At 70.8% G+C, this 21,294-nt stretch carries 18 protein-coding genes and 1 tRNA gene; 10 read left to right on the top strand and 9 right to left on the bottom strand.

The genetic code is table 11. The features are described from left to right. The first annotated feature begins 24 nt into the window (after positions 1 to 24). From ACFY0I_RS24615 to ACFY0I_RS24630, 4 genes are read left to right on the top strand one after another with little or no spacing between them, the layout of a single operon-like run. Complete coding sequence (locus ACFY0I_RS24615) at positions 25 to 957, top strand: branched-chain amino acid ABC transporter permease (RefSeq protein WP_281206695.1); 933 nt, start codon at positions 25 to 27, stop codon at positions 955 to 957. Between the two features lie 5 nt (positions 958 to 962). Continuing rightward, entirely contained in the window at positions 963 to 2,684 is a 1,722-nt protein-coding gene (locus tag ACFY0I_RS24620; protein ID WP_388899889.1) for a branched-chain amino acid ABC transporter permease, read from the top strand. 3 nt (positions 2,685 to 2,687) lie between these two features. Then, complete coding sequence (locus ACFY0I_RS24625; protein ID WP_388899644.1) at positions 2,688 to 3,752, top strand: ABC transporter ATP-binding protein; 1,065 nt, start codon at positions 2,688 to 2,690, stop codon at positions 3,750 to 3,752. Further along, on the top strand, positions 3,749 to 4,465 hold the full coding sequence (locus ACFY0I_RS24630; RefSeq protein ID WP_385584508.1) for an ABC transporter ATP-binding protein: 717 nt from the start codon (positions 3,749 to 3,751) through the stop codon (positions 4,463 to 4,465). The genes ACFY0I_RS24625 and ACFY0I_RS24630 overlap by 4 nt, the downstream gene beginning before the upstream one ends. Positions 4,466 to 4,543: 78 nt before the next feature. Here the strand turns inward: ACFY0I_RS24630 and ACFY0I_RS24635 are convergent, their stop codons facing one another. Further along, complete coding sequence (locus ACFY0I_RS24635; RefSeq protein WP_388899648.1) at positions 4,544 to 5,200, bottom strand: ANTAR domain-containing response regulator; 657 nt, start codon at positions 5,198 to 5,200, stop codon at positions 4,544 to 4,546. 94 nt (positions 5,201 to 5,294) lie between these two features. On the opposite strand from ACFY0I_RS24635, the gene ACFY0I_RS24640 reads away from it, so the two are divergent. The 3 genes from ACFY0I_RS24640 to ACFY0I_RS24650 all read left to right on the top strand — a co-directional run bounded on the left by ACFY0I_RS24640 (position 5,295) and on the right by ACFY0I_RS24650 (position 6,575). Beyond that, positions 5,295 to 5,378, top strand: a tRNA-Leu gene (locus ACFY0I_RS24640). Positions 5,379 to 5,462: 84 nt separating this feature from the next. Then, a complete protein-coding gene (locus ACFY0I_RS24645; RefSeq protein ID WP_388899892.1) occupies positions 5,463 to 6,251 on the top strand; it encodes a helix-turn-helix domain-containing protein in 789 nt (262 codons plus the stop codon). A 72-nt stretch (positions 6,252 to 6,323) separates the two neighbouring features. Continuing rightward, entirely contained in the window at positions 6,324 to 6,575 is a 252-nt protein-coding gene (locus ACFY0I_RS24650; RefSeq protein WP_388899651.1) for an EF-hand domain-containing protein, read from the top strand. Here ACFY0I_RS24650 and ACFY0I_RS24655 read toward each other — a convergent pair. The 3 genes from ACFY0I_RS24655 to ACFY0I_RS24665 all read right to left on the bottom strand — a co-directional run bounded on the left by ACFY0I_RS24655 (position 6,506) and on the right by ACFY0I_RS24665 (position 9,512). Then, positions 6,506 to 7,102, bottom strand: a complete 597-nt coding sequence (locus ACFY0I_RS24655) for a GNAT family N-acetyltransferase (RefSeq protein WP_388899652.1) — start codon at positions 7,100 to 7,102, stop codon at positions 6,506 to 6,508. The genes ACFY0I_RS24650 and ACFY0I_RS24655 overlap by 70 nt on opposite strands. Before the next feature lie 109 nt (positions 7,103 to 7,211). Beyond that, entirely contained in the window at positions 7,212 to 8,639 is a 1,428-nt protein-coding gene (gene pyk, locus ACFY0I_RS24660) for a pyruvate kinase (protein WP_388899654.1), read from the bottom strand. Between the two features lie 168 nt (positions 8,640 to 8,807). After that, a complete protein-coding gene (locus tag ACFY0I_RS24665) occupies positions 8,808 to 9,512 on the bottom strand; it encodes an SIMPL domain-containing protein (RefSeq protein ID WP_388899656.1) in 705 nt (234 codons plus the stop codon). Between the two features lie 130 nt (positions 9,513 to 9,642). Here ACFY0I_RS24665 and ACFY0I_RS24670 point away from each other — a divergent pair, with 130 nt between their 5' ends. Then, entirely contained in the window at positions 9,643 to 11,451 is a 1,809-nt protein-coding gene (locus ACFY0I_RS24670; protein ID WP_388899658.1) for a bifunctional metallophosphatase/5'-nucleotidase, read from the top strand. A gap of 275 nt (positions 11,452 to 11,726) precedes the next feature. On the opposite strand, the gene ACFY0I_RS24675 is transcribed toward ACFY0I_RS24670, so the two are convergent. The 4 genes from ACFY0I_RS24675 to ACFY0I_RS24690 all read right to left on the bottom strand — a co-directional run bounded on the left by ACFY0I_RS24675 (position 11,727) and on the right by ACFY0I_RS24690 (position 18,783). Next, positions 11,727 to 13,136 carry a lysine N(6)-hydroxylase/L-ornithine N(5)-oxygenase family protein gene (locus ACFY0I_RS24675; protein WP_388899660.1) on the bottom strand — a complete coding sequence of 470 codons (1,410 nt, stop codon included), beginning with the start codon at positions 13,134 to 13,136 and terminating at the stop codon, positions 11,727 to 11,729. After that, on the bottom strand, positions 13,133 to 14,530 hold the full coding sequence (locus ACFY0I_RS24680) for a pyridoxal phosphate-dependent decarboxylase family protein (protein WP_388899662.1): 1,398 nt from the start codon (positions 14,528 to 14,530) through the stop codon (positions 13,133 to 13,135). Before ACFY0I_RS24680 ends, ACFY0I_RS24675 begins: the two co-directional genes overlap by 4 nt. Positions 14,531 to 15,776: 1,246 nt before the next feature. Beyond that, on the bottom strand, positions 15,777 to 18,281 hold the full coding sequence (gene pepN, locus ACFY0I_RS24685; RefSeq protein ID WP_388899664.1) for an aminopeptidase N: 2,505 nt from the start codon (positions 18,279 to 18,281) through the stop codon (positions 15,777 to 15,779). Between the two features lie 145 nt (positions 18,282 to 18,426). Further along, the gene (locus tag ACFY0I_RS24690; protein ID WP_388899667.1) at positions 18,427 to 18,783 is read right to left on the bottom strand and encodes a chorismate mutase; all 357 of its coding nucleotides are present in this window, start codon (positions 18,781 to 18,783) and stop codon (positions 18,427 to 18,429) included. Positions 18,784 to 18,966: 183 nt separating this feature from the next. Here ACFY0I_RS24690 and ACFY0I_RS24695 point away from each other — a divergent pair, with 183 nt between their 5' ends. Both ACFY0I_RS24695 and ACFY0I_RS24700 read left to right on the top strand, forming a co-directional pair. After that, a complete protein-coding gene (locus tag ACFY0I_RS24695) occupies positions 18,967 to 19,386 on the top strand; it encodes a hypothetical protein (protein WP_388899670.1) in 420 nt (139 codons plus the stop codon). Between the two features lie 116 nt (positions 19,387 to 19,502). Next, a complete protein-coding gene (locus ACFY0I_RS24700; protein ID WP_388899895.1) occupies positions 19,503 to 19,820 on the top strand; it encodes a winged helix-turn-helix domain-containing protein in 318 nt (105 codons plus the stop codon). A gap of 204 nt (positions 19,821 to 20,024) precedes the next feature. Here the strand turns inward: ACFY0I_RS24700 and ACFY0I_RS24705 are convergent, their stop codons facing one another. Further along, a complete protein-coding gene (locus ACFY0I_RS24705) occupies positions 20,025 to 21,230 on the bottom strand; it encodes a sensor histidine kinase (protein WP_388899673.1) in 1,206 nt (401 codons plus the stop codon). Positions 21,231 to 21,294 lie beyond the last annotated feature (64 nt).

Here is a 21,294-nt window from a genome sequence, read left to right on the forward strand (position 1 = left end):
GACACGCTCATCGGAGGCCCTGCGGTGCACGAACTGCCGCAACAGCTGGCCAACGGCCTGGCCCTCGGTGCCCTGTATGGCCTCATCGCCATCGGGTACACCATGGTCTACGGCATCGTCCAGCTCATCAACTTCGCCCACGGCGAAATCTTCATGATCGGCGGCTTCGGCGCCCTCACCGCCTACGCCATCCTCCCGACCGGCACCTCCCTGCTGATCGCGATACCCGTCATGATCATCGGAGGCTCCCTCGTCTCCGTCCTCGTCGCCATGGGAGCCGAACGCTTCGCATACCGTCCCCTGCGCAGCGCACCCCGGCTCGCACCCCTCATCACCGCAATCGGCCTCTCGATCGCGCTGCAACAGCTCGTCTGGCAGTTCTACCCGGACGCCAAGAAGGCAGTGAGCTTCCCCGAGTTCAAGGGTGAGGCCTTCAAGCTCACCGACAGCCTCTCCATCCAGCGCGCCGACGCGTTCGTCCTCATCCTCGCCCCGCTCTGCATGCTCGCCCTCGGCGTCTTCGTCTCGAAGAGCCGCAGCGGCCGCGCCATGCAGGCCACCGCGCAGGACCCGGACACCGCGAAGCTGATGGGCATCAACACCGACCGCATCATCGTCATGGCCTTCGCCATCGGTGCCGCGTTCGCCGCCATCGCCGCCGTCGCCTACGGCCTCGACAAGGGCCAGATCAACTTCGAAATGGGCTTCATCCTCGGCCTCAAGGCGTTCACCGCAGCCGTCCTCGGCGGCATCGGAAACATCTACGGAGCCATGGTCGGCGGCGTCGTCCTCGGCCTCGCCGAGGCCCTCTCGATCGCCTACATCGAAGAAATCCCCGGCATGCAGCAGCTCGGCGGTGGAGCCTGGTCCAACGTCTGGGCGTTCGTACTCCTCATCGTCGTCCTCCTCGTGCGGCCACAAGGCCTGCTCGGCGAGCGCGTCGCGGATCGGGCGTGAGAACCATGACCACCAACACCACCCCCGCGACCGACACGGTCAAGCAGGGCCCCCGACCCACCGCACTGCTCTACGCGGTCATCGGCGGAAGCCTCCTCACCGTCGTCAGCGCCTTCCTCGCCTGGACCTGGACCGCCGAGTTCCCCGGCGACCTCACCTACTACGGCAGCCCGGCACCCATCCAGTTCCTGAGCATCGCCGGCGCCCTCCTCACCCTCACCCACGCCCTCTCCGGCCTCGGCGTCAAGGGCTTCCGCTGGCTCACCCCCACCGGCACCCGCAAGCCCGTGTGGATCCTCGCGCTCGGCACCCTCGCCGGCACCTGGTTCACCGTCCTCGCCATCGCATGGGTCCTCGGCGGCTTCGCCCACCTGGAGCCCGGCGCCTACGTCGCCCTCGTCGGCTCGCTGATCCCGGCCCTCGCCGCGTACAAGCTCCCCGACGACAGCCACAAGGCCGCCCCGGCCAAGAAGCTGCCCTCCTGGGCCGAGATCGTCATCATCGCGGCCTCCTTCGCCGTCGGCCTCTTCGTCGTCACCTTCGGCATCGACACCGACGACAAGGAGCCCCAGCTCTTCGTCACCTACCTGATCATCGTCGGCTTCGCGGCCACCGCCCTGCTCAAGTCCGGCCTCTTCGACCGACTCGGCACCCTCACCGCGAACAACCGCCAGGTCACCCTGATCGCCACCGCCGCCGCGGCGATCACCTTCCCCTTCATCCAGCAGAGCGGCGACACCTACACCCTCATCGCGGTCAACATCCTGATCTTCGCGACCGTCGCCCTCGGCCTCAACGTCGTCGTCGGCCTCGCCGGTCTCCTCGACCTCGGATACGTCGCCTTCCTCGGCGTCGGCGCCTACGCCGCCGCCCTGGTCTCCGGCAGCACCGCCTCCGCCTTCGGCATCCACCTCCCCTTCTGGGCCGCGGTCATCGTCGGCGCCCTCGCCTCCCTCATCTTCGGCGTGGTCATCGGAGCACCCACCCTGCGCCTGCGCGGCGACTACCTCGCCATCGTCACCCTCGGCTTCGGAGAAATCTTCCGCATCGCCATGGGCAACCTCGACGGCACCTCCGGCCCGGACATCACCAACGGACCGAACGGCATCCCCAACATCCCCCACCTCGAAATCTTCGGGTGGAACTTCGGGGAATCCCACGACGTCGGCGGCATCGTCCTCGGCGCCTACGCCAACTACTACTTCCTGATGCTGCTCGTCATGGCACTGGTCATCGTGGTCTTCGCCCGCGCCGGCAACAGCCGCATCGGCCGCGCCTGGGTCGCCATCCGCGAGGACGAGACCGCCGCCGAAGCCATGGGCATCAACGGCTTCAAGGTCAAGCTCATCGCCTTCGCCCTCGGCGCCACCCTCGCCGGCCTCGCCGGCACCGTCCAGGCACACGTCAACAGCACCGTCGTCCCCGAGAACTACGTCTTCGCCGGGCCCGTCCCGCCGAACTCCGCGTTCCTCCTCGCCGCCGTCATCCTCGGCGGAATGGGCACCATCCGCGGCCCCATCCTCGGCGCCGCACTGCTCTTCCTGATCCCCGCGAAGCTGGCCTTCCTCCAGGACTACCAGCTCCTCGCGTTCGGCATCGCCCTCATCCTGCTCATGCGCTTCCGCCCCGAAGGCCTCATCGCCAACAAGCGCGCGCAGCTCGAGTACCACGACGACACCGCTGGCCAGGCCCCCACGGACCTCGCCACCGCCAAGGCGGGTGCATAAGCCATGACGACCAGCGCCACCACCGACACCACCACCAAGGCCACCGTCCTCGAAGCCAGCGGCGTCACCATGCGCTTCGGCGGCCTCACCGCCGTCAAGGGCGTGGACCTCAAGGTCAACGCCGGCGAGATCGTCGGCCTCATCGGCCCCAACGGCGCCGGCAAGACCACCTTCTTCAACTGCCTCACCGGGCTGTACGTCCCCACCGAGGGAACCGTCAGCTACAAGGGCACCGTCCTGCCGCCCACGCCCCACAAGGTCACCGCCGCCGGCGTCGCCCGCACCTTCCAGAACATCCGGCTCTTCCACAACATGACCGTGCTGGAGAACGTCCTCGTCGGACGCCACACCCGCACCAAGGAAGGCCTCTGGTCCGCCCTCCTGCGCGGCCCCGGCTTCAAGAAGGCCGAAGCCGCCAGCGAAGTGCGCGCCATGGAACTCCTGGAGTTCATCGGCCTCCAGCACAAGGCCCAGCACCTCGCGAAGAACCTGCCGTACGGCGAGCAGCGCAAGCTCGAAATCGCCCGCGCCCTCGCCAGCGACCCGGGCCTCATCCTGCTCGACGAGCCCACCGCCGGCATGAACCCGCAGGAAACCCGCGCCGCCGAAGAACTCATCTTCGCCATCCGCGACATGGGCATCGCCGTCCTCGTCATCGAGCACGACATGCGCTTCATCTTCAACCTCTGCGACCGCGTCGCCTGCCTCGTCCAGGGCGAGAAGCTCATCGAAGGCACCGCGGCCGAAGTCCAGGGCGACGAACGCGTCATCGCCGCCTACCTCGGCACCCCCTTCGAAGGCGCCCCCGGCGCCGAGGAGGACGCCGAGGTCCAGGCCGCCGAAGCCCACGCCGTGGCAGCCACGGCGGCCACGGCCACCGAGGTCGAGACCCCGGCGGAAACCCCCGCCGAGACCCCCGCCCCGGAGACCTCGGAAACCCCGGAAACCGTGGGCGCCCCCGCGGCCCCCGCAGCCGACGCGGACACCGAAGCCACCACCACGGCCCCGGACACGGACAGCACCACCGGCACCACCGGCACCACCAGCACGGAAGGAGAGACCAAGTGACCGCACTCCTCAAGGTCCAGGACCTCAAAGTCGCCTACGGCAAGATCGAAGCCGTCAAGGGAATCTCCTTCGAAGTCAACCAGGGCGAAATCGTCTGCCTCGTCGGCACCAACGGCGCCGGCAAGACCACCACCCTGCGCACCCTCTCCGGGCTCCTCAAGCCCACCAGCGGCAGCATCGTGTTCGACGGCCAGCCCCTGGCCAACGTCCCCGCCCACAAGATCGTCGCCATGAAGCTGGCCCACTCCCCCGAGGGACGCCACATCTTCCCCCGGCTGACGATCACCGAGAACCTCCAACTCGGCGCCTTCCTGCGCACCGACAAAGAGGGCATCGAGAAGGACATCCAGCGCGCCTACGAGCTCTTCCCCATCCTGGGAGAGCGCCGCAAGCAGGCCGCCGGCACCCTCTCGGGCGGCGAACAGCAGATGCTCGCCATGGGACGCGCCCTCATGTGCCAGCCCAAGCTGCTCATGCTGGACGAGCCCTCCATGGGCCTGTCCCCGCTGATGATGCAGAAGATCATGGCGACCATCGCCGAGCTCAAGGCCACCGGGACCACCATCCTGCTGGTCGAGCAGAACGCCCAGGCGGCCCTCTCGCTGGCCGACCAGGCCCACGTGATGGAGATCGGCAAGATCGTGCTCTCGGGCACCGGCCAGGAACTCCTGCACAACGAGGACGTCCGCAAGGCGTACCTCGGCGAGGACTGACCGCACCCGCACCAAAGCCGTGAGGCCCGTCTCCCCTCGGGGGGAGACGGGCCTCACGCGCGTGTCGGGGCCGCCGGCCTACTTGGCCGCGTTCTGCTGCTTCTTCTCCTCGGCGTCCTCGATGACCGCCTCGGCGACCTGCTGCATGGACATCCGGCGGTCCATGGAGGTCTTCTGGATCCACCGGAAGGCCGCCGGCTCGCTGAGCCCGTACTGGGTCTGCAGGATGCTCTTGGCGCGGTCGACCAGCTTGCGGGTCTCCAGGCGCAGGGAGAGGTCCGCGACCTCCTTCTCCAGCGCCTTCAGCTCGGCGAACCGGGAGACGGCCATCTCGATGGCCGGCACGACGTCGCTCTTGCTGAACGGCTTGACGAGGTACGCCATGGCACCGGCGTCACGGGCCCGCTCGACGAGGTCGCGCTGCGAGAACGCGGTCAGCATGAGCACCGGGGCGATGGACTCCGCCGCGATCTGCTCGGCGGCGGAGATGCCGTCCAGGACGGGCATCTTCACGTCCAGGATGACGAGGTCCGGGCGGTGCTCGCGGGCCAGCTCGACGGCCTTCTGGCCGTCCCCGGCCTCACCGACGACGGAGTACCCCTCCTCCTCCAGCATTTCCTTCAGGTCGAGACGGATGAGCGCCTCGTCCTCGGCGATGACGACGCGCGTCGTCAGCGGCGGAACGTGCGACTGGTCGGCGTCGGGCGTGGGCGTCGACTCGTGCTCGGCGGTCACGGGGGGCTCCTCTTTGCGGGCTGTGCTGCTTTATATGAGCCTACCTAGCAGCGCCACGGCCTGGTGACCCGGTACACTCCCATCAGCAACTCCTGCCGGGTTGGCGCAACTGGTTGACGCGGAGGTCTCAAACACCTCTGTCCGAAAGGACGTGTGGGTTCGATCCCCATACCCGGCACATCCCCTAAAGCGGACGTTCACCTTCTCGTGAACGTCCGCTTTTTGCTACACAGGGCGAATGGACATCACACAAAGTGTGGATATGCAGCTCCATGCCTCGGAAACCCGACAAATGGCCGTCACCCTGCTGCGTGGCGGCACACCCAGCGCCCAAGTGGCTCGTCAGCTCGGCGTGCCGGTCGGCACGGTCAGCTATTGGAAGCACACGGACCGGGCCAAGCGTGGTGAGTGCCCCGGGCGGCACCAGCCGCAATGCCCTCACTGCCTGAACAGTCCGCTCGACGCCGAAGCCTATGCGTACGTACTGGGCCTCTATCTCGGGGACGGTCACATATCCCGCTACTCACAGCATCGCGCGCCCAACCTGATGATCACGTGCGACGACAAATGGCCTGGCCTCATGAATCTGGCTGAGCAGGCGATTCGTCGCGTGTTCCCCAGCAACAAGGTCTGCCGCGTTCGCAAGACCGGGTGCCACAACGTCAAGGTCTACTCACAACACCTAGAGTGCCTTTTCCCGCAGCATGGGCCCGGGAGGAAGCACGAGCGGCGGATCGTGCTCGAAGCGTGGCAGCAGGAGATCGTGGACGCGCATCCGTGGGAGTTCGTCCGGGGGTTGATCCACTCCGACGGCTGCCGGGTCATTAACTGGACCACCCGCACCGTCGGCGGGGTAACCAAGCGGTACGAGTACCCCCGGTACTTCTTCACCAACAAGTCGGACGACATCCGGAAGCTCTGCACCGACACCCTCACCAAGGTCGGCGTCGAGTGGACCGTCCTGGCTCGGGGCGGTGACCCCTTCAACGTGTCCGTCGCCCGCAAGGCGTCCGTCGCGCTCATGGACGCCCACGTCGGGGCGAAGCACTGACCCCCGGCCCCGGTGCGCGGGGCCGCGCGTAGGGTGCGTAAGGGATTCGGCACCGTGAGAAGGGGACCCGTGATGAGCGAGAAGGCTCGCAAGCTGTTCGAGGCGTTGGATCTGAACCACGACGGGGAGCTGACCCGGGTGGAGGTGATCAGCGCGTTGCGGTCGCAGGGGCCGACGTTGGCGGCGCGGGGGGATCTGCCGTTCTGGGGTGTGGGTGATGCGGAGGCGTCGTCGGCGTTGTTCGACGAGGCGGATCAGAACGGGGACGCGGTGTTGTCGTTCGAGGAGTTCGCGCGGGTGGTGGACCGGCGGTTCGGTTGGTAGGTGGGGGCGGGGCCGAGTTGGGGCTGGTCCTCGGTTTCGGTGTGGTGGACGCGTAGGCCTCGGCGCCGGTAGTTGAGGAGGGCGTTGGGGTGGTCGTCGGAGTTGGTGTGGAGCCATACCCGGTGGACGGTCGGGGACTGGATCGGGGTGGTGGCCCATGCCTGTTGGAGGGCGAGGGTCAGGGCGTGGCCGCCGAGGCCTCGGCCGATGTGTTCGGGGAGCAGGCCGAAGGTGCGGATCTCCACCTCGCCCCCGGGGTGGGGTTCGAGTGCGGTGATGCCGGCCGGTTCGTCGGCGAGGGTGATCAGCCAGTACTGGCGGTGGGGGTGGGTGCGGGCGAGTTCGTCCCACTGTTGGTCGGTGCGGGTGGAGCTGCGCCATCCGTGGGCGGCTCCGACGCGGGCCTGGACGGTGCGCGCGAGGGCGGTGAGGCCTGCTTCGCGGCGTAGTTCCATGGCGGGTACGGGGCGACCGGGTCGTAGTTCGCCGGGGTCGGTCATCTCCAGGTACGTGAGGGTGCGGGCCATCGCGCCACCGTACCCGCGGTGTGCGCAGGGCCGGCGGGGCCCCTCCGTCTTGCCGGGGGGCCGCCGGGGGTGGGGCGGGGTCGTGGCCGGCAAGGGTGGAGGGGGCGGGTCAGCGTACGGCGTCGCCGATGTGGTGGATGCGTACGAGGTTGGTCTTGCCGCTGACGCCGGGGGGTGAGCCGGCGGTGATGACGACGATGTCGCCGGGGACGCAGCGTCCGATGCGCAGGAGTTCTTCTTCGACCTGGGCGACCATGGCGTCGGTGGAGTCGACGTGGGGGCCGAGGAAGGTTTCCACGCCCCAGGTGAGGTTGAGTTGGGAGCGGGTCGCCTGGTCGGGGGTGAAGGCGAGGAGGGGGATGGGTGAGCGGTAGCGGGAGAGTCGGCGGACGGTGTCGCCGCTCTGGGTGAAGGCGACGAGGAATTTGGCGCCGAGGAAGTCGCCCATTTCGGCGGCTGCTCGGGCGACGGCTCCGCCCTGGGTGCGGGGCTTGTTGCGGTCGGTGAGGGGCGGGAGGCCCTTGGCGAGGATGTCTTCTTCGGCGGCTTCGACGATGCGTGCCATGGTGCGGACGGTTTCGATGGGGTGTTTGCCGACGCTGGTTTCGCCGGAGAGCATGACGGCGTCGGTGCCGTCGATGACGGCGTTGGCGACGTCGGAGGCTTCGGCGCGGGTGGGTCGGGAGTTGTCGATCATCGAGTCGAGCATTTGGGTGGCGACGATGACGGGCTTGGCGTTGCGTTTGGCGAGTTTGACGGCGCGCTTTTGGACGATGGGGACTTGTTCGAGGGGCATTTCGACGCCGAGGTCGCCGCGGGCGACCATGATGCCGTCGAAGGCGGCGACGATGTCGTCGATGTTGTCGACGGCTTGGGGTTTTTCGACTTTGGCGATGACGGGGAGGCGGCGGTTCTCCTCGTCCATGATGCGGTGGACGTCTTCGATGTCGTGGCCGCTGCGGACGAAGGACAGGGCGATGACGTCGGCGCCGATGCGCAGGGCCCAGCGGAGGTCTTCGATGTCCTTGTCGCTGAGGGCGGGGACGGAGACGGCGACTCCGGGGAGGTTGAGTCCCTTGTGGTCGGAGACCATGCCGCCTTCGATGACGCGGGTGTGGACGCGGGGTCCGTCCACGGCGGTCACTTCGAGGGTGACGCGGCCGTCGTCGACGAGGATGCGCTCGCCGGTGGTGACGTCGGTGGCGAGGCCCTTGTAGGTGGTGCCGCAGGTGTGGCGGTCGCCTTCGTGGTCTTCGACGGTGATGGTGAACTCGTCGCCGCGTTCAAGGAGTACGGGTCCTTCGCGGAAGCGGCCGAGTCGGATCTTCGGGCCTTGAAGGTCTGCGAGGATTCCGACGCTGCGGCCGGTTTCGTCGGAGGCCTTGCGTACGTGGTGGTAGCGCTCCTCGTGTTCGGCGTAGGTGCCGTGGCTGAGGTTGAAGCGGGCGATGTCCATTCCGGCTTCGACCAGGGCTTTGATCTGGTCGTACGAGTCGGTGGCGGGGCCCAGGGTACAGACGATTTTTGCTCGGCGCATGGGTCGAGCGTATGCCCCTACCAGGGAGTAGGAAATTGGTTGCGGGTGTCTGCTCAACAACCTTTGGGCGAAAGCTTGTTGACAACTGTTGAATGTGCATGGGGGTGCTCATCGGAGCACCCCCGTGGCGCATTTTTGTCCGTTTTCCGGCGCCCGTTCGACCGGGGGTCAGAGTTGGGGCGGGGTCATCGTGAAGCGGGCGTTCACCTGTGCGTGGACGGTCTGGCGCTGGGGTTCGAGGTCGAGGGGCGGGGCGGCGTCGTCCTCGACGGCGCCGGCGAAGGCCATGCCGCGCATCGCGCTTCCGCCGGGGCGCCCGAAGGGGCTTTCGTTCTCGGCTTCGATGTCGGCGAGTTCGACGAGGGCGGCGAGGTCGGCACCGAGGGCGTGGGCGTATTCGCGGGCGCGTTGGACGGCTTCGAGGACGGCTTGGCGGCGGGCTTCGCCGTGGGCGGGTGAGGTGGGGCGCAGGGCCCACCAGGGGCCGTCGACGCGGGTGAGTTCGAGGTCGGCGAGGCGGGTGGTGAGTTCGCCGAGGGTGGTGAAGTCGTTGAGTTCGGCGTTGATGTTGACGCGGCCGTGGTAGGCGCGGACGCGTTCGGCGCGGCCGTGGCGGGTGAGTTCGGGGGTGATGGAGAAGGCGCCGGTTTCGAGTTTTTCGACGGGTTCGCCGTAGCTCTTGAGGAGTTCGAGGACGGTGTTGTTGCGGCGGGTGAGGTCTTCGAGTGCGGTGCGGCGGTCGGTGCCGCGGGCGCTGACGGTGATGGTGATGCGGGCGATTTCGGGGTCGACTTCGAGGCGGGATTCGCCGCGGACGGCGACGCGGGGTACGTCGGGGGTTCCGTAGGGCTGGTGTGCGGTGTCCTGGGTCATGGTTTCCACTGTCGCACCGTGGTTCGTGGGGGGTGTGGTCATCGGATCGAAACCTGGCGGGGGTGTTGCCGCTTGTTACTCGTGGGTCAGAATCTACGCGCGTTGTTCAGGGCCTCACGAGGGAGATGGCATGACGTTCGACCGTAGGAAGTTCATGGGGGCTTCGGCCGCGACGGGTGCGGCCGTGGCGTTGGCGGGGGCCACGAGCACCCCGGCCGCCGCCGCGCAGGAGCAGGGGGGTGCGGGGGGCCGGGGGCCGCGTACGTACGCGTTCACGGTGATGGGGACGACGGATCTGCACGGCAACGTCTTCAACTGGGACTACTTCACGGACAAGGAGTTCGACGACAAGGCGCACAACGATGTGGGTCTGGCGAAGATCTCGACGTTGGTGGATCAGGTGCGGGCGCAGAAGGGTCGGCGGAACACGCTGCTGATCGACGCGGGTGACACGATCCAGGGGACGCAGCTTTCGTACTACTACGCGAAGGTGGATCCGATCACGGCGCGGCGCGGGCCGGTGCATCCGATGGCGCAGGCGATGAACGCGATCGGGTACGACGCGGCGGCGCTGGGGAACCACGAGTTCAATTACGGGATCCCGGTGTTGCGCAAGTTCGAGGAGCAGTGCGACTTCCCGTTGTTGGGGGCGAACGCGCTGGATGCGAAGACGCTCCGGCCGGCGTTCGCGCCGTACAGCATGCACCGGTTGCGGACGCCGTTCGGGCGGGACGTGAAGGTGGCGGTGTTGGGGTTGACGAACCCGGGGATCGCGATCTGGGACAAGGCGCACGTGCAGGGGAAGATGACGTTCCCGGGGCTGGAGGAGCAGGCGGCGAAGTACGTGCCGCGGCTGCGGTCGATGGGTGCGGACGTGGTGATCGTGTCGGCGCATTCGGGGTCGAGCGGTACGTCGAGCTACGGGGACCAGTTGCCGCACGTGGAGAACGCGGCGGGTCTGGTGGCGGAGCAGGTGCCGGGGATCGACGCGATCCTGGTGGGGCACGCCCACACGGAGATCCCGGAGTACCGGGTGAAGAACCGGGCGACGGGCAAGGACGTGGTGTTGTCCGAGCCGCTGAAGTGGGGGCAGCGGTTGACGCTGTTCGACTTCGAGTTGGTGTGGGAGCGGGGCTGCTGGTCGGTGTCGAAGGTTTCGGCGAAGGTGTTGAACTCCAATGCCGTGGAGGAGGACCGGAAGATCACGCGGTTGTTGTCGGACGAGCACCGCAAGGTGGTGGCGTACGTCAACCAGGTGATCGGTACGTCGACGCAGGCGATGTCGACGGCCGAGGGGCCGGTGAAGGACGTGCCGGTGATCGATCTGATCAACCACGTGCAGGCGGAGACGGTGCGGGCGGCGCTGGCGGGTACCGAGTGGGCGGCGCTGCCGGTGGTGTCGCAGGCGTCGTGCTTCTCGCGGACGGCGTCGATACCGGCGGGTCAGGTGACGATCCGGGACGCGGCGGGGTTGTACCCGTTCGAGAACACGTTGGAGGCGCGGCTGCTGACCGGCGCGCAGTTGAAGGACTATCTGGAGTATTCGGCGCGGTACTACGTGCGGACGGCGCCGGGTGCGCCGGTGGATCCGGCGGCGTTGACGAACGCGGAGGGGATTCCGGACTACAACTACGACGCGGTGTACGGGCTCGCGTACGAGATCGATGTGGCGCAGCCGGTGGGGTCGCGGATCGTGGGGTTGTCGTTCGCGGGGAAGCCGGTGGATCCGGCGGGTCGGTTCGTGTTGGCGGTGAACAACTACCGGGCCTCGGGCGGGGGCAACTTCCCGCACGTTCCGCAGGCCAGGCAGTTGTGGGCGGATTCGGACGAGATCCGTAACACGATCGTCCAGTGGGTGAAGGCGAAGGGGACGGTGGATCCGGCCGGGTTCGCTTCGGTGGATTGGCGGCTGACGCGGGCCGGGGTACCGGTGTTCTAGTCCCGGGTGGTCCGGTCCCGGGTGGTCCGGTCCTGGGTGGTCCGGTGCCGGGTGGTCCGGTGCCTGGCGCCGGGGGTGGCGGTGCCGGTCGGTCGGCGCTCGGTGCCGGTCGGTCGGCGCGGGTGCCTCGTGGCCGGCGCGGGTGCCTCGTGGCCGGCGCGGGGTCGCCGGTCTTCGGGCGCCGGGTACCGGGCGCCGGGTACGGGTCGGCTGGTCCCGGGTGTGCGGGCCCGGATGCCGGTCGTGCGGCGGGGCCGCCGTTGGGGGCCGGCCGGTCAGGGGTGTTCGACGAGCGGGAGCAGCTCGCCTGCGGGATGGGGGCGGGTGTGCTCCCGCTGTTCGAGGCCGAAGGTGGTGAAGGCGGTGCGGCGGGGCTGGGGGTAGGGCTCCTTGTCGGTGAGGGTGTTGAGGATGCCGGCGCTGCGCCAGGCGGCGAGGCCGAGGTCGGGGGCGCCGACGCCGTGGGTGTGGCGTTCGCCGTTCTGGACGAAGACGCTGCCGGTGACGGAGGGGTCGAGCATCATGCGGTGGCGGTCGTCGATGCGGGGGCGGCCGGAGGAGTCCTTGCGGAGGTAGGGGTCGAGGCCGGCGAGGATGCGGGTGAGGGGTCGTTCGCGGTAGCCGGTGGCGAGGACGACGGCGTCGGTGGTGAGGCGGGAGCGGGTGCCCTGCTGGGTGTGTTCGAGGTGGAGTTCGACCTTGGTGGTGGCGACGCGGCCGGCGGTGCGGACGTGGACGCCGGGGGTGAGGACGGCGTCCGGCCAGCCTCCGTCGAGGGTGCGGCGGTAGAGCTCGTCGTGGATGGCGGCGATGGTGGCGGCGTCGATGCCCTTGTGGAGTTGCCATTGGGCGGGGACGAGTTGGTCGCGGACGGGTTCGGGGAGGGCGTGGAAGTAGCGGGTGTAGTCGGGGGTGAAGTGTTCGAGGCCGAGTTTGGAGTACTCCATGGGGGCGAATGAGGGGGTGCGGGCGAGCCAGGTGAGGCCTTCGCGGCCGGTGGGGCGGCTGCGGAGCAGGTCGAGGAAGACCTCGGCTCCGGATTGGCCCGATCCGATGACGGTGACGTGGGGGGCGCCGAGGATGCGTTGGCGGTTGTCGAGGTATTCGGAGGAGTGGATGACCGGGACGGTGGGGGCTTCGGCGAGGGGGCGCAGGGTGTCGGGGATGTAGGGCGCGGTGCCGATGCCGAGGGCGAGGTTGCGGGTCCAGGTGCGGCCGAGGGCTTCGGCTTCGCCGTCGGGGTCGATTTGGGTCCAGTCGACTTCGAAGAGGTCGCGTTCGGGGTTCCAGCGGACGGCGTCGACCTGGTGGCCGAAGTGGAGTCCGGGGAGGCGGCCGGCGACCCAGCGGCAGTAGGCGTCGTATTCGGCGCGTTGGATGTGGAACTGCTCGGCGAAGTAGAAGGGGAAGAGACGTTCCTTTTGCTTGAGGTAGTTGAGGAACGTCCAGGGGCTGGTGGGGTCGGCGAGGGTGACGAGGTCGGCGAGGAAGGGGACTTGGAGGGTGGCTCCGTCGATGAGGAGTCCGGGGTGCCAGCGGAAGTCGCGGCGTTGGTCGTAGAAGGCGGTGGCGAGGGGACCGATGCCTTGTTGGGGGAGGCCGTGGGCGAGGGCGGCCAGGGAGAGGTTGAAGGGGCCGATTCCGATTCCGACGAGGTCGTGGGGGGCTTCGAGTGGGGCGGTCATCGGTGGGTCCTGCCTTCCAGGAGGGTGACGAGGGTTTCCAGGTCCTGTGCCGTGGTGTGGGGGTTGAGGAGGGTGGCCTTGAGCCACAGTCGGCCGTTGGCGGTGGCGCGGCCGAGGACGGCGGTGCCGTCGTGGAGGAGGGTGCGGCGCAGGGTTGCGAGGTGGTCGTCGTCCGTGGGGGTGGGCCGGAAGAGGACGGTGGTGAGGGTGGGGGCTGCGTGGAGTTCGAAGCGGGGGTGTGCGTCGAGGAGTCCGGCGAGGTGGTGGGCTGCGGCGGTGGTGCGGTCGATGAGGTCGGCGAGGCCGTCGCGGCCGAGTGAGCGCAGGGTGACGGCGATCTTGAAGGCGTCGGGGCGTCGGGTGGTGCGCAGGGAGCGGCCGAGGAGGTCGGGGAGGCCGGCTTCGGTGTCGTCGGTGGCGTTGAGGTAGTCGGCCTGGTGGGCGAGGGGCGTGAGGTGGGTGTGGTCGGGGACGACGAGGAGTCCTGCGGCGACGGGCTGCCAGCCGAGTTTGTGGAGGTCGACGGTGAGGGTCCGGGCGCGGGTGAGTCCGTCGACGGTGTGGCGGTGGCGGGGGCTGAGTGCGAAGGGTCCTCCGTAGGCGGCGTCGATGTGGAGGTCCGCGCCGTGGTGTTCGCAGAGGTCGGCGATCGCGTGGAGGGGGTCGATGAGTCCGGCGTCGGTGGTGCCGGCGGTGGCGGTGACGAGTACGGGTCCGGTGGTGCGGGCGAGGGCTTCGGCGAGGGTGGCGGGGTCGAGGGTGCCGGTGGGGGTGGGGAGGGCGGTGGCGGGGGGCAGGCCGAGGAGCCAGGCGGCGCGGGGTACGGAGTGGTGGGCGTTGGCGCCGTGGAGGACGGTGAGGTGGGGGCCGTGGCGTTCGCGGGCGAGGAGCAGGGCCAGTTGGTTGGCTTCGGTGCCGCCGGTGGTGAGGAGGGCGTCGGGGTGGGGGGTGCCGTAGAACTCGGCGGCGAGGGTGCGGGTGAGTTCGGCTTCGATGGTGGAGGCGGCGGGGGCCTGGTCCCAGGAGTCGAGGGAGGGGTTGAGGGCGCTCGCGGCGAGGTCGGCGGCGGTGGCGACGGCGAGGGGTGGGCAGTGCAGGTGGGCTGCGCACAGGGGGTGGGCCGGGTCGGCGGCGCCGGCGGCGAGGGCGTGGACGAGGGTGCGGAGGGCTTCGTGGTCGCCGGTGCCGTGGGTGGGGAGTACGTCCCCGAGTGCGGTTCGCACGCGTGCGGTGACGGTGTCGGGGCCCCCTGCGGGGAGGGGGCCGCCGCGTTCGTGGTTTCCGGTGCGCAGGGCGGTGAGGACGGTGTCGAGGAGGGGCCGCAGGGCGTCGGCTCCGCCGGGGCCGCCGGCGAGGGGTGGCGGTGGGAGCGGGGTGCGGGGCGGCTCGGTCATCGGGGGTCCTTCAGGCTGCTGGGCGGGGACAGCGTGGTCTCCGCCGGATACAACGATCAGACCCGAATGGGGTAACCGCCGGGGTTTGTCCGGTGCGGTGCTGTCGGCCGGGCGTTCGGGCGGACGCCTACGGGGCCCGGGCGGGGTGGGAGCCGGCCGCGGGCCGGGCCCGGGCGGGGTGGGGGCCGGCCGCGGGCCGGGCCCGGGCGGCGGGGCGACAACTCGCAGCCGGTCGGCGGGCCGAGCCCGGGGCGGCCGGAGGGCCGACCGGGGGCCGGGGCCGCGGCCGGGCCGGGGGCTGGGGCCGGGGGCCGGGGGCTGGGGCCGGGCAGCGGGAGACGGCTCGCAACTGGCGCGGGCTCAGGACCGGGCAGCCGGGGCCGGGGGCCGGCAGAGGCTCGGGCGGGGGCGTACCGAAGGTAGCGGCGCCGGACGCCACGGCTTCGGTCGGCGGGCGGGGCCGGGGCCGGCTGACCTTCCGGATCTTGCTGTCAGGCCCGTGTCGTCCGGTGCCGGTCCGAAGGTGGAGGCACGCCCGTGTACCGGGGTGTTCGGCGCCTCGACAGCGCGCGGAGCCGTGGTACCGGACGGCGCGGCTCACGCAAGGTCCGAAGGAGACCGCCCGGCTGCGGGCGGGGGCCGGGCGGCGGGAGACGGCTCGCGACCTGGCAGCGGGGCGAGGCCCGGGGGGGGCGAGCGACGGGCCGGAGGCCGATGGGGTGGGCGTGCGGCGGCGGAGGCTCGTCGGTGGGGTGCGCCCCCGACGCGACGTTCCACGGCGGGCCGGTACCGGACGGCGGGCTGAGGCAGGGCGCCCGGGGGCCGAACCACGAGGCGGGAACCGAACCACCGACTCGGGGCCGAGCCGTGGACCGGAGGCCGAACCAGAGGCCCGGGCCCGAGTCATGAAACCGGAGGTCGGGCCATGAACCGGCCGATGGCGTGTGGGTGGCGGCGGCCCGACGGACACTGCCCGGGGGCGGCGCCCGGCGGGATGCCGCCCGGCGGGGCGACCTCCGGCGGAATGCCGCCCAGCGGGGCGACCTCCGGCGGAATGGCGCCCTGCGGAGCAGCGCCCAGCGGGATGGCGGCCGGCCATGAACCGGGCGGTGGCGCGTGGGTGGCGGTGGCCCGCCGGACGCTGTCCGGGGGCGGCGCCCGGCGGAATGCCGCCCGGCGGGGCGGCGCCCGGCGGGATGCCGACCGGCGGAGCAGCGCCCGGTGGGGTGGCGGACGGTGGGGTGGGTCAGGCGGGGGTGCGGATGCGGAGGGCTCGGGCGAGGTCGTCGAGTTGGTCGACGAGCTTGCGGCGCAGCAGGGGGATGAGGTCCGGGTCCTCGAGGCAGGTGTGGCCGGCCCGGAGGTTGGCCTCGTCGATGGCGTACGCGGGGAAGGCCCAGCGCCCGGCGGCTTCGGCGATGGCGGGGCCGCGGCGGGCTCCGAGGGCGACGGCTTCGGGGTAGTAGCGGGGGACGTACTCCCTTACGAGGTCGGCCTGTTCGGGCTGCCAGAAGCCTTGGGCGGTGGCGGTGAAGAGGTAGTTGGAGAGGGTGTCGTCGTGGAAGAGGCGCTGCCAGGCGGCGGCCTTGGCCTCGGGGGTGGGCAGGGCGGCGCGGCAGCGGGCGGCGCCTTCGCGGCCGGTGGCGCTGGGGTCGGCGGCAAGGGCGGCGTCGATGGTGTCCTCGTCGGCGGCGCCGAGGACGCTGAGGCGGGCGAGGATGCGCCAGCGCAGTTCGGGGTCGAGTTCGGGGCCGCCGGGGACGGTGCCGTCGGCGAGCCAGGCGGCGAGGGTGCCGGGCTGGGTGGCGCTGTCGATGAGGACGCGTACGGCGGCGAGCCGCAGTCCGGGTTCGGCGCCGTCCTCGGTGCGGCGGAGCAGGTCGCGGGTGACGGAGGTGATGAGGGTGAGGGCGGCGGTGCGTTCGGTGGGGGCGAGGTACCGGTCGGCTACGTGGGTGCGGGCGAAGCCGAGGACGCCCTGGACGATGGCGAGGTCGCTTTCGTCGGGCAGATGGGCGTCGGCGGTGGTGAGGTAGGCGCCGGGTTCGAGTTCGCCGTCGCGGACCATGTCGCGCAGGGAGCCCCAGACGACGGCGCGGGTGAGGGGGTCGGGGAGGCGGGAGAGGCCGCGCAGGGCGGTCTCCAGGGAGATCTCGTCGAGCCGGATCTTGGTGTAGCCGAGGTCTCCGTCGTTGAGGACGAGGAGGTCGGGGCGGCGGCCGCTGCCGGAGAGGACCTCGTCGGAGGGGACGTCGATGCCGAGGAGTTCGCCGCGTTCCAGGAGTCCGTCGGGGGCGAGTTCGTAGGTGCCGGCGGTGATGTGGTGGGGGCGGCTGCCGTTGTGGTCGACGGTGAGGGTCCAGCCGCCGGGGCTCTCCTCGATGCGGGGGGTGAGGGTGTCGACGCCGGTGGTGCGGAGCCAGACCTGGGCCCAGGCGTGGACGTCGCGGTCGGTGTGCGCGGCGAGGGAGTCCACGAAGTCGGCGAGGGAGGCGTTGGCGAACTTGTGTCGGGCGAAGTGGGTGTTGATGCCGGCGAGGAAGTCCTTCTCGCCGAGCCAGGCGACGAGTTGACGCAGGGCGGAGGCGCCCTTGGCGTAGGAGATGCCGTCGAAGTTGAGGAGGGCGGAGGCGGTGTCGGGGACGTCCTCGGGGGCGGGGGCGACGGGGTGGGTGGAGGGGCGTTGGTCGGCGTCGTAGCCCCAGGGCTTGCGGACCATGCCGAATTCGGTCCAGGTGCCGGTGAAGCGGGTGGCTTCGGTGAGGGTCTGGTAGCCCATGTACTCGGCGAAGGACTCGTTGAGCCAGATGTCGTCGAACCAGGCGAGGGTGACGAGGTCGCCGAACCACATGTGGGCCATCTCGTGGGCGATGACCATGGCGCGGCTCTGGCGTTCGGTGTCGGTGACGGCGGAGCGGAAGACGAACTCGTCGCGGAAGGTGACGAGGCCGGGGTTCTCCATGGCGCCGGCGTTGAATTCGGGGACGAAGGCCTGGTCGTAGGAGTCGAAGGGGTAGGGCTCGGCGAACTTCTCGTGGTAGCGGTCGAAGCAGTCGGTGGTGACGGAGAGGATCTCGTCGGCGTCGGCGTCGAGGTGGGGGGCGAGGGACTTGCGGCAGTGGATGCCGAAGGGGAGCCCGGCGTGTTCGGTGGTGATGCTGTGCCAGGGGCCGCCGGCGACGGCGGCGAGGTAGGTGGAGATGACGGGGGTGGGGGCGGACTGCCAGATGCCGGCGCCGTCGGTGTCGCGGTCGCCGGTGCGGGTGGTGATGCCGTTGGCGAGGACGGTCCAGTGGGCGGGGGCGGTGACGGTGAACGCGAAGACGGCCTTGAGGTCGGGCTGGTCGAAGGCGGGGAAGACGCGCTGGACGTCGTCCATGAACATCTGGGAGTAGACGTACGTTTCGTCGTCCGCGGGGTCGGTGAAGCGGTGCAGGCCCTCGCCGGTGCGGGAGTAGCGCATGCGGGCGTCGACGCGCAGCTCGTGGTCGCCTTCGGTGAGGCCGGTGAGCGGGAGGCGGTTGTCGGTGAGGGCGGCGGTGTCGAGGGGCCGGCCGTCGAGCGTGGCGGAGCGCAGTTCGTCCGGTTTCAGTTCCACGAAGGTGTCTCCCGCGGCGCGGGCGCCGAAGCGGATGACGGTGGTGGAGTCGAAGGTGTCGTCACCGGTGGTGAGGTCGAGGGTGACGGCGTAGTGGTGGACGTCGAGGAGCTGTGCTCGGAGCTGCGCTTCGTTGCGCGTCAATGCGGACATGGGGCCATGCTGCCCGACTGCGCGTCCGGGACCCAGGGGGTATGTGGGCCGTCCGGTACGAGCGGGCCGTGCGGCGCGGGGGGGGGGCGGGGCGGCAGGGCGGCCGGCTCGCGGGGCCGGGGGCGTGCCGGGCGGCCCTCGGGGCCTACTCCTCGCCCGCGGCGATGGTCTCGTGGTGGCGGATGACCTCGGCGATGATGAAGTTGAGGAGCTTCTCGGCGAAGGCCGGGTCGAGCTTCGCGTTCTCGGCGAGCTGCCGCAGCCGGGCGATCTGGCTGGCCTCGCGGCCCGGGTCGGCGGGGGGCAGCTGGTGGCGGGCCTTGAGGTGGCCGACCTGCTGGGTGCACTTGAAGCGCTCGGCGAGCATGTGGACGACGGCCGCGTCGATGTTGTCGATGCTGTCGCGCAGGCGGGACAGTTCCGCGGCGACGCCCTCGTCGATGCCGCTGGTGCCGTTGCCGGTGCCGGTGTGCGTGCCGTGGTCCGTGGCGCTGTTCTTCATGGTTCCCGAGAATACGTGGCGCCGGGGCGTGGTCCGGCGGCCAGTCGGCTGTTGAGACGGGTTTCCGTGCGGTGGGCGGTCGCGATGTGCCGACAGCGGGCGATCTCGATACTTGCAAAAGTGGAAAGTAGTTGCCATATTGAGAAGCGTCGAGTGACGCAGGGCAACGAGGGGGGACGGATCGTGAGCGATTTCGTACGCGCCGCGGGAGCGTTGGACCGGGCGGCCGGCCTGGAGAAGGCCGCGCGGGCCCGGAGCGGTTGGTACGCGCGCTACCTGTGGATCTTCGCCATCGGGCAGCTGGTGCTGGTACCGGTGGCCCTGCTGTGGCACGGGCTCGCCTCCGCGCTGGTCTTCGGGTCGGTCAACACCGCGATGGTGACCGGGCTGAGCGTGTACGCCGCCCGGCAGCGTGTGGTGCGGCGCGGCTTCGGCCTCAAGCACGGCCTGCTGATCGGGTCCTGGGCGGCCGTGTTCGGACTCGTCGTGGCGCTCGGCACCACGGTGTTCCGGGACGACGTCGCCTTCACGATCGCCGCGACCCTGGGGTGCGCGCTGCCGCCCGCCCTCGGCGCCTGGTCCGAGGGTCGGGGCACGGCATGACCGACCCTCGGTCGGGGACGGACGCGAAGCCGGAGGGCGCGGCGCCGAAGGGCGGCGTGCGGCCGGCGGACCCGAAGCCGGAAGGCGTGCGGCCGGCGGACGCCGCGGGGGGCGGGGTGACCGGGGGCGGGGAGAAGCGCGGCGTTCATCCCCGGCACGATCTGGCGCCACTGCTCAACGCGCCGGTCCGGCTGTCCGTGGTGGCGGCGTTGGCCCCACTGGACAAGGCCGAGTTCGGCTTCGTGCGCGATGTGGTCGAGGTCAGCGACTCGGTGCTGTCCAAGCAGGTCTCGGCGCTGGAGGAGGCCGGCTGGGTGGCGGTCCGCAAGGGGCGGGTGGGGCGCCGTCCCCGTACCTGGCTGTCGCTGACCGCCGAGGGCCGGGCCGTCTACGCACGGCATCTGGCCGCGTTGCGGGCGATCGCGCTGGGCTAGGGCGTCTCTTTCCGGGTCGTGCCGGTCGGGTCCGCGTCGTCCGGTGCCGTGCGTCGCGAGGCGGAGGGCCGGCCGAGTACCGGACCGTACGTGGCCGGCCCGACCACGCGGCGAGGTGCGGTGCCGGGCACGGCCGCTCCGTCGGATCGCGCCCGCCGCGCCGCGTCGGGGCGTCCGCACTCGGACCGGGTCGATCACCGGCCCCTACAGGGGCAGGACGGCCGTGACGAGCCAGCCGCCCTGCGGGGTGGGGCCGGCGGTGAGGGAGCCGCCGAGGGCTTCGGCGCGTTCGGTCATGCCGGCGAGGCCGTAGCCGCCGCCGCGGGCCTTTTCCGAGAGTCGGGCGGGGTTGCCGCCCTCGTCGGCGATGCGTACTTCGAGGCCGGCGGGGACGGTGCGCAGGCCGACGCGGACGGCGGTGGTGGTCGCGGCGTGTTTGCCGATGTTGGTGAGGGCTTCGAGGACGATGCGGTGGGCGGTGGCGGCGACGTCGCCGGGGAGGCGGGTGTCCAGGCCCTCCTCCACGTACAGGGCGACGGGCGGCCCGGTGACGGCGAAGCGTTCGGTGAGTGACCGGATGTCGGCGAGGCCGGCGACGGGCGCGGTCCCCGGCCCGCCCGCGCGCCCGGTCGCTCCTGCCCCGCCGCCGGTGCGCTCGCTGCCCGTCGGGCGGTCGGTGTCGTCGTCGCGGAGGACCTTGACGAGGCGGCGCATGGAGCCGAGGGCCTCGTCGCCGGCGGTTTCGATGCGGCCGAAGATCTCGGCGGCGCGTTCGGCGGTGACGTTGGTGAAGCGGGCCGCGCGGGCTTCCACGACGATGCCGGTGACGTGGTGGGCGACGAGGTCGTGGAGTTCGCGGGCCAGTTCCAGGCGTTCGGCGGTGCGGACGGCGCGCAGTTCGCGGACGCGTTGGACGGACTGGAGGCGCAGGAGGAGGGAGTACGCGCCGACGACAACGGCGAGGACGGAGAAGAGCAGGGTGAACCGTCCGGGGTTGGTGTCCCGGACGGGTACGGCCATGCAGCCGAGGCCGAGGAGCGGCCCGAGGACGGCGGCGGTGCGGGCGGGGGCGCGGAGCAGGACCTGGGAGAGGAGGACGAGCAGGGCGATGGCTTCGCCGCCGCCCCAGACGACCAGGGGGTGGTTGCCGAAGATGAGGAGGAGGGTGACGGTCCAGGTGGTGGCGGCGGCGAACCAGGCGCGGGTCAGGAGCGGGATCCGGGGCCAGGGTGCGGCGCTGAGGCAGACGAGGATGCCGGAGATCCAGACGGCGGTGTGCGGGAGGCTGGGCCGGCGGGCGAGGACGAGGCCTTCGAAGGTGACGAGGGCGAGGAGCGCGAGGGACAGGAGCAACCGGATCCAGTCGGCGGCGTGCGGGTGCCGTCGCGCCCAGCTCGCGACCGGGCTCACCGTCGTTCCCCGGCGACGGCGGGTGCCGTCGGGGTCGTCGTGCCGGTCGGGGCGCCCGTGCGGG

The organism is Streptomyces sp. NPDC001568, assembly GCF_042893755.1.
Lineage (GTDB): Bacteria > Actinomycetota > Actinomycetes > Streptomycetales > Streptomycetaceae > Streptomyces.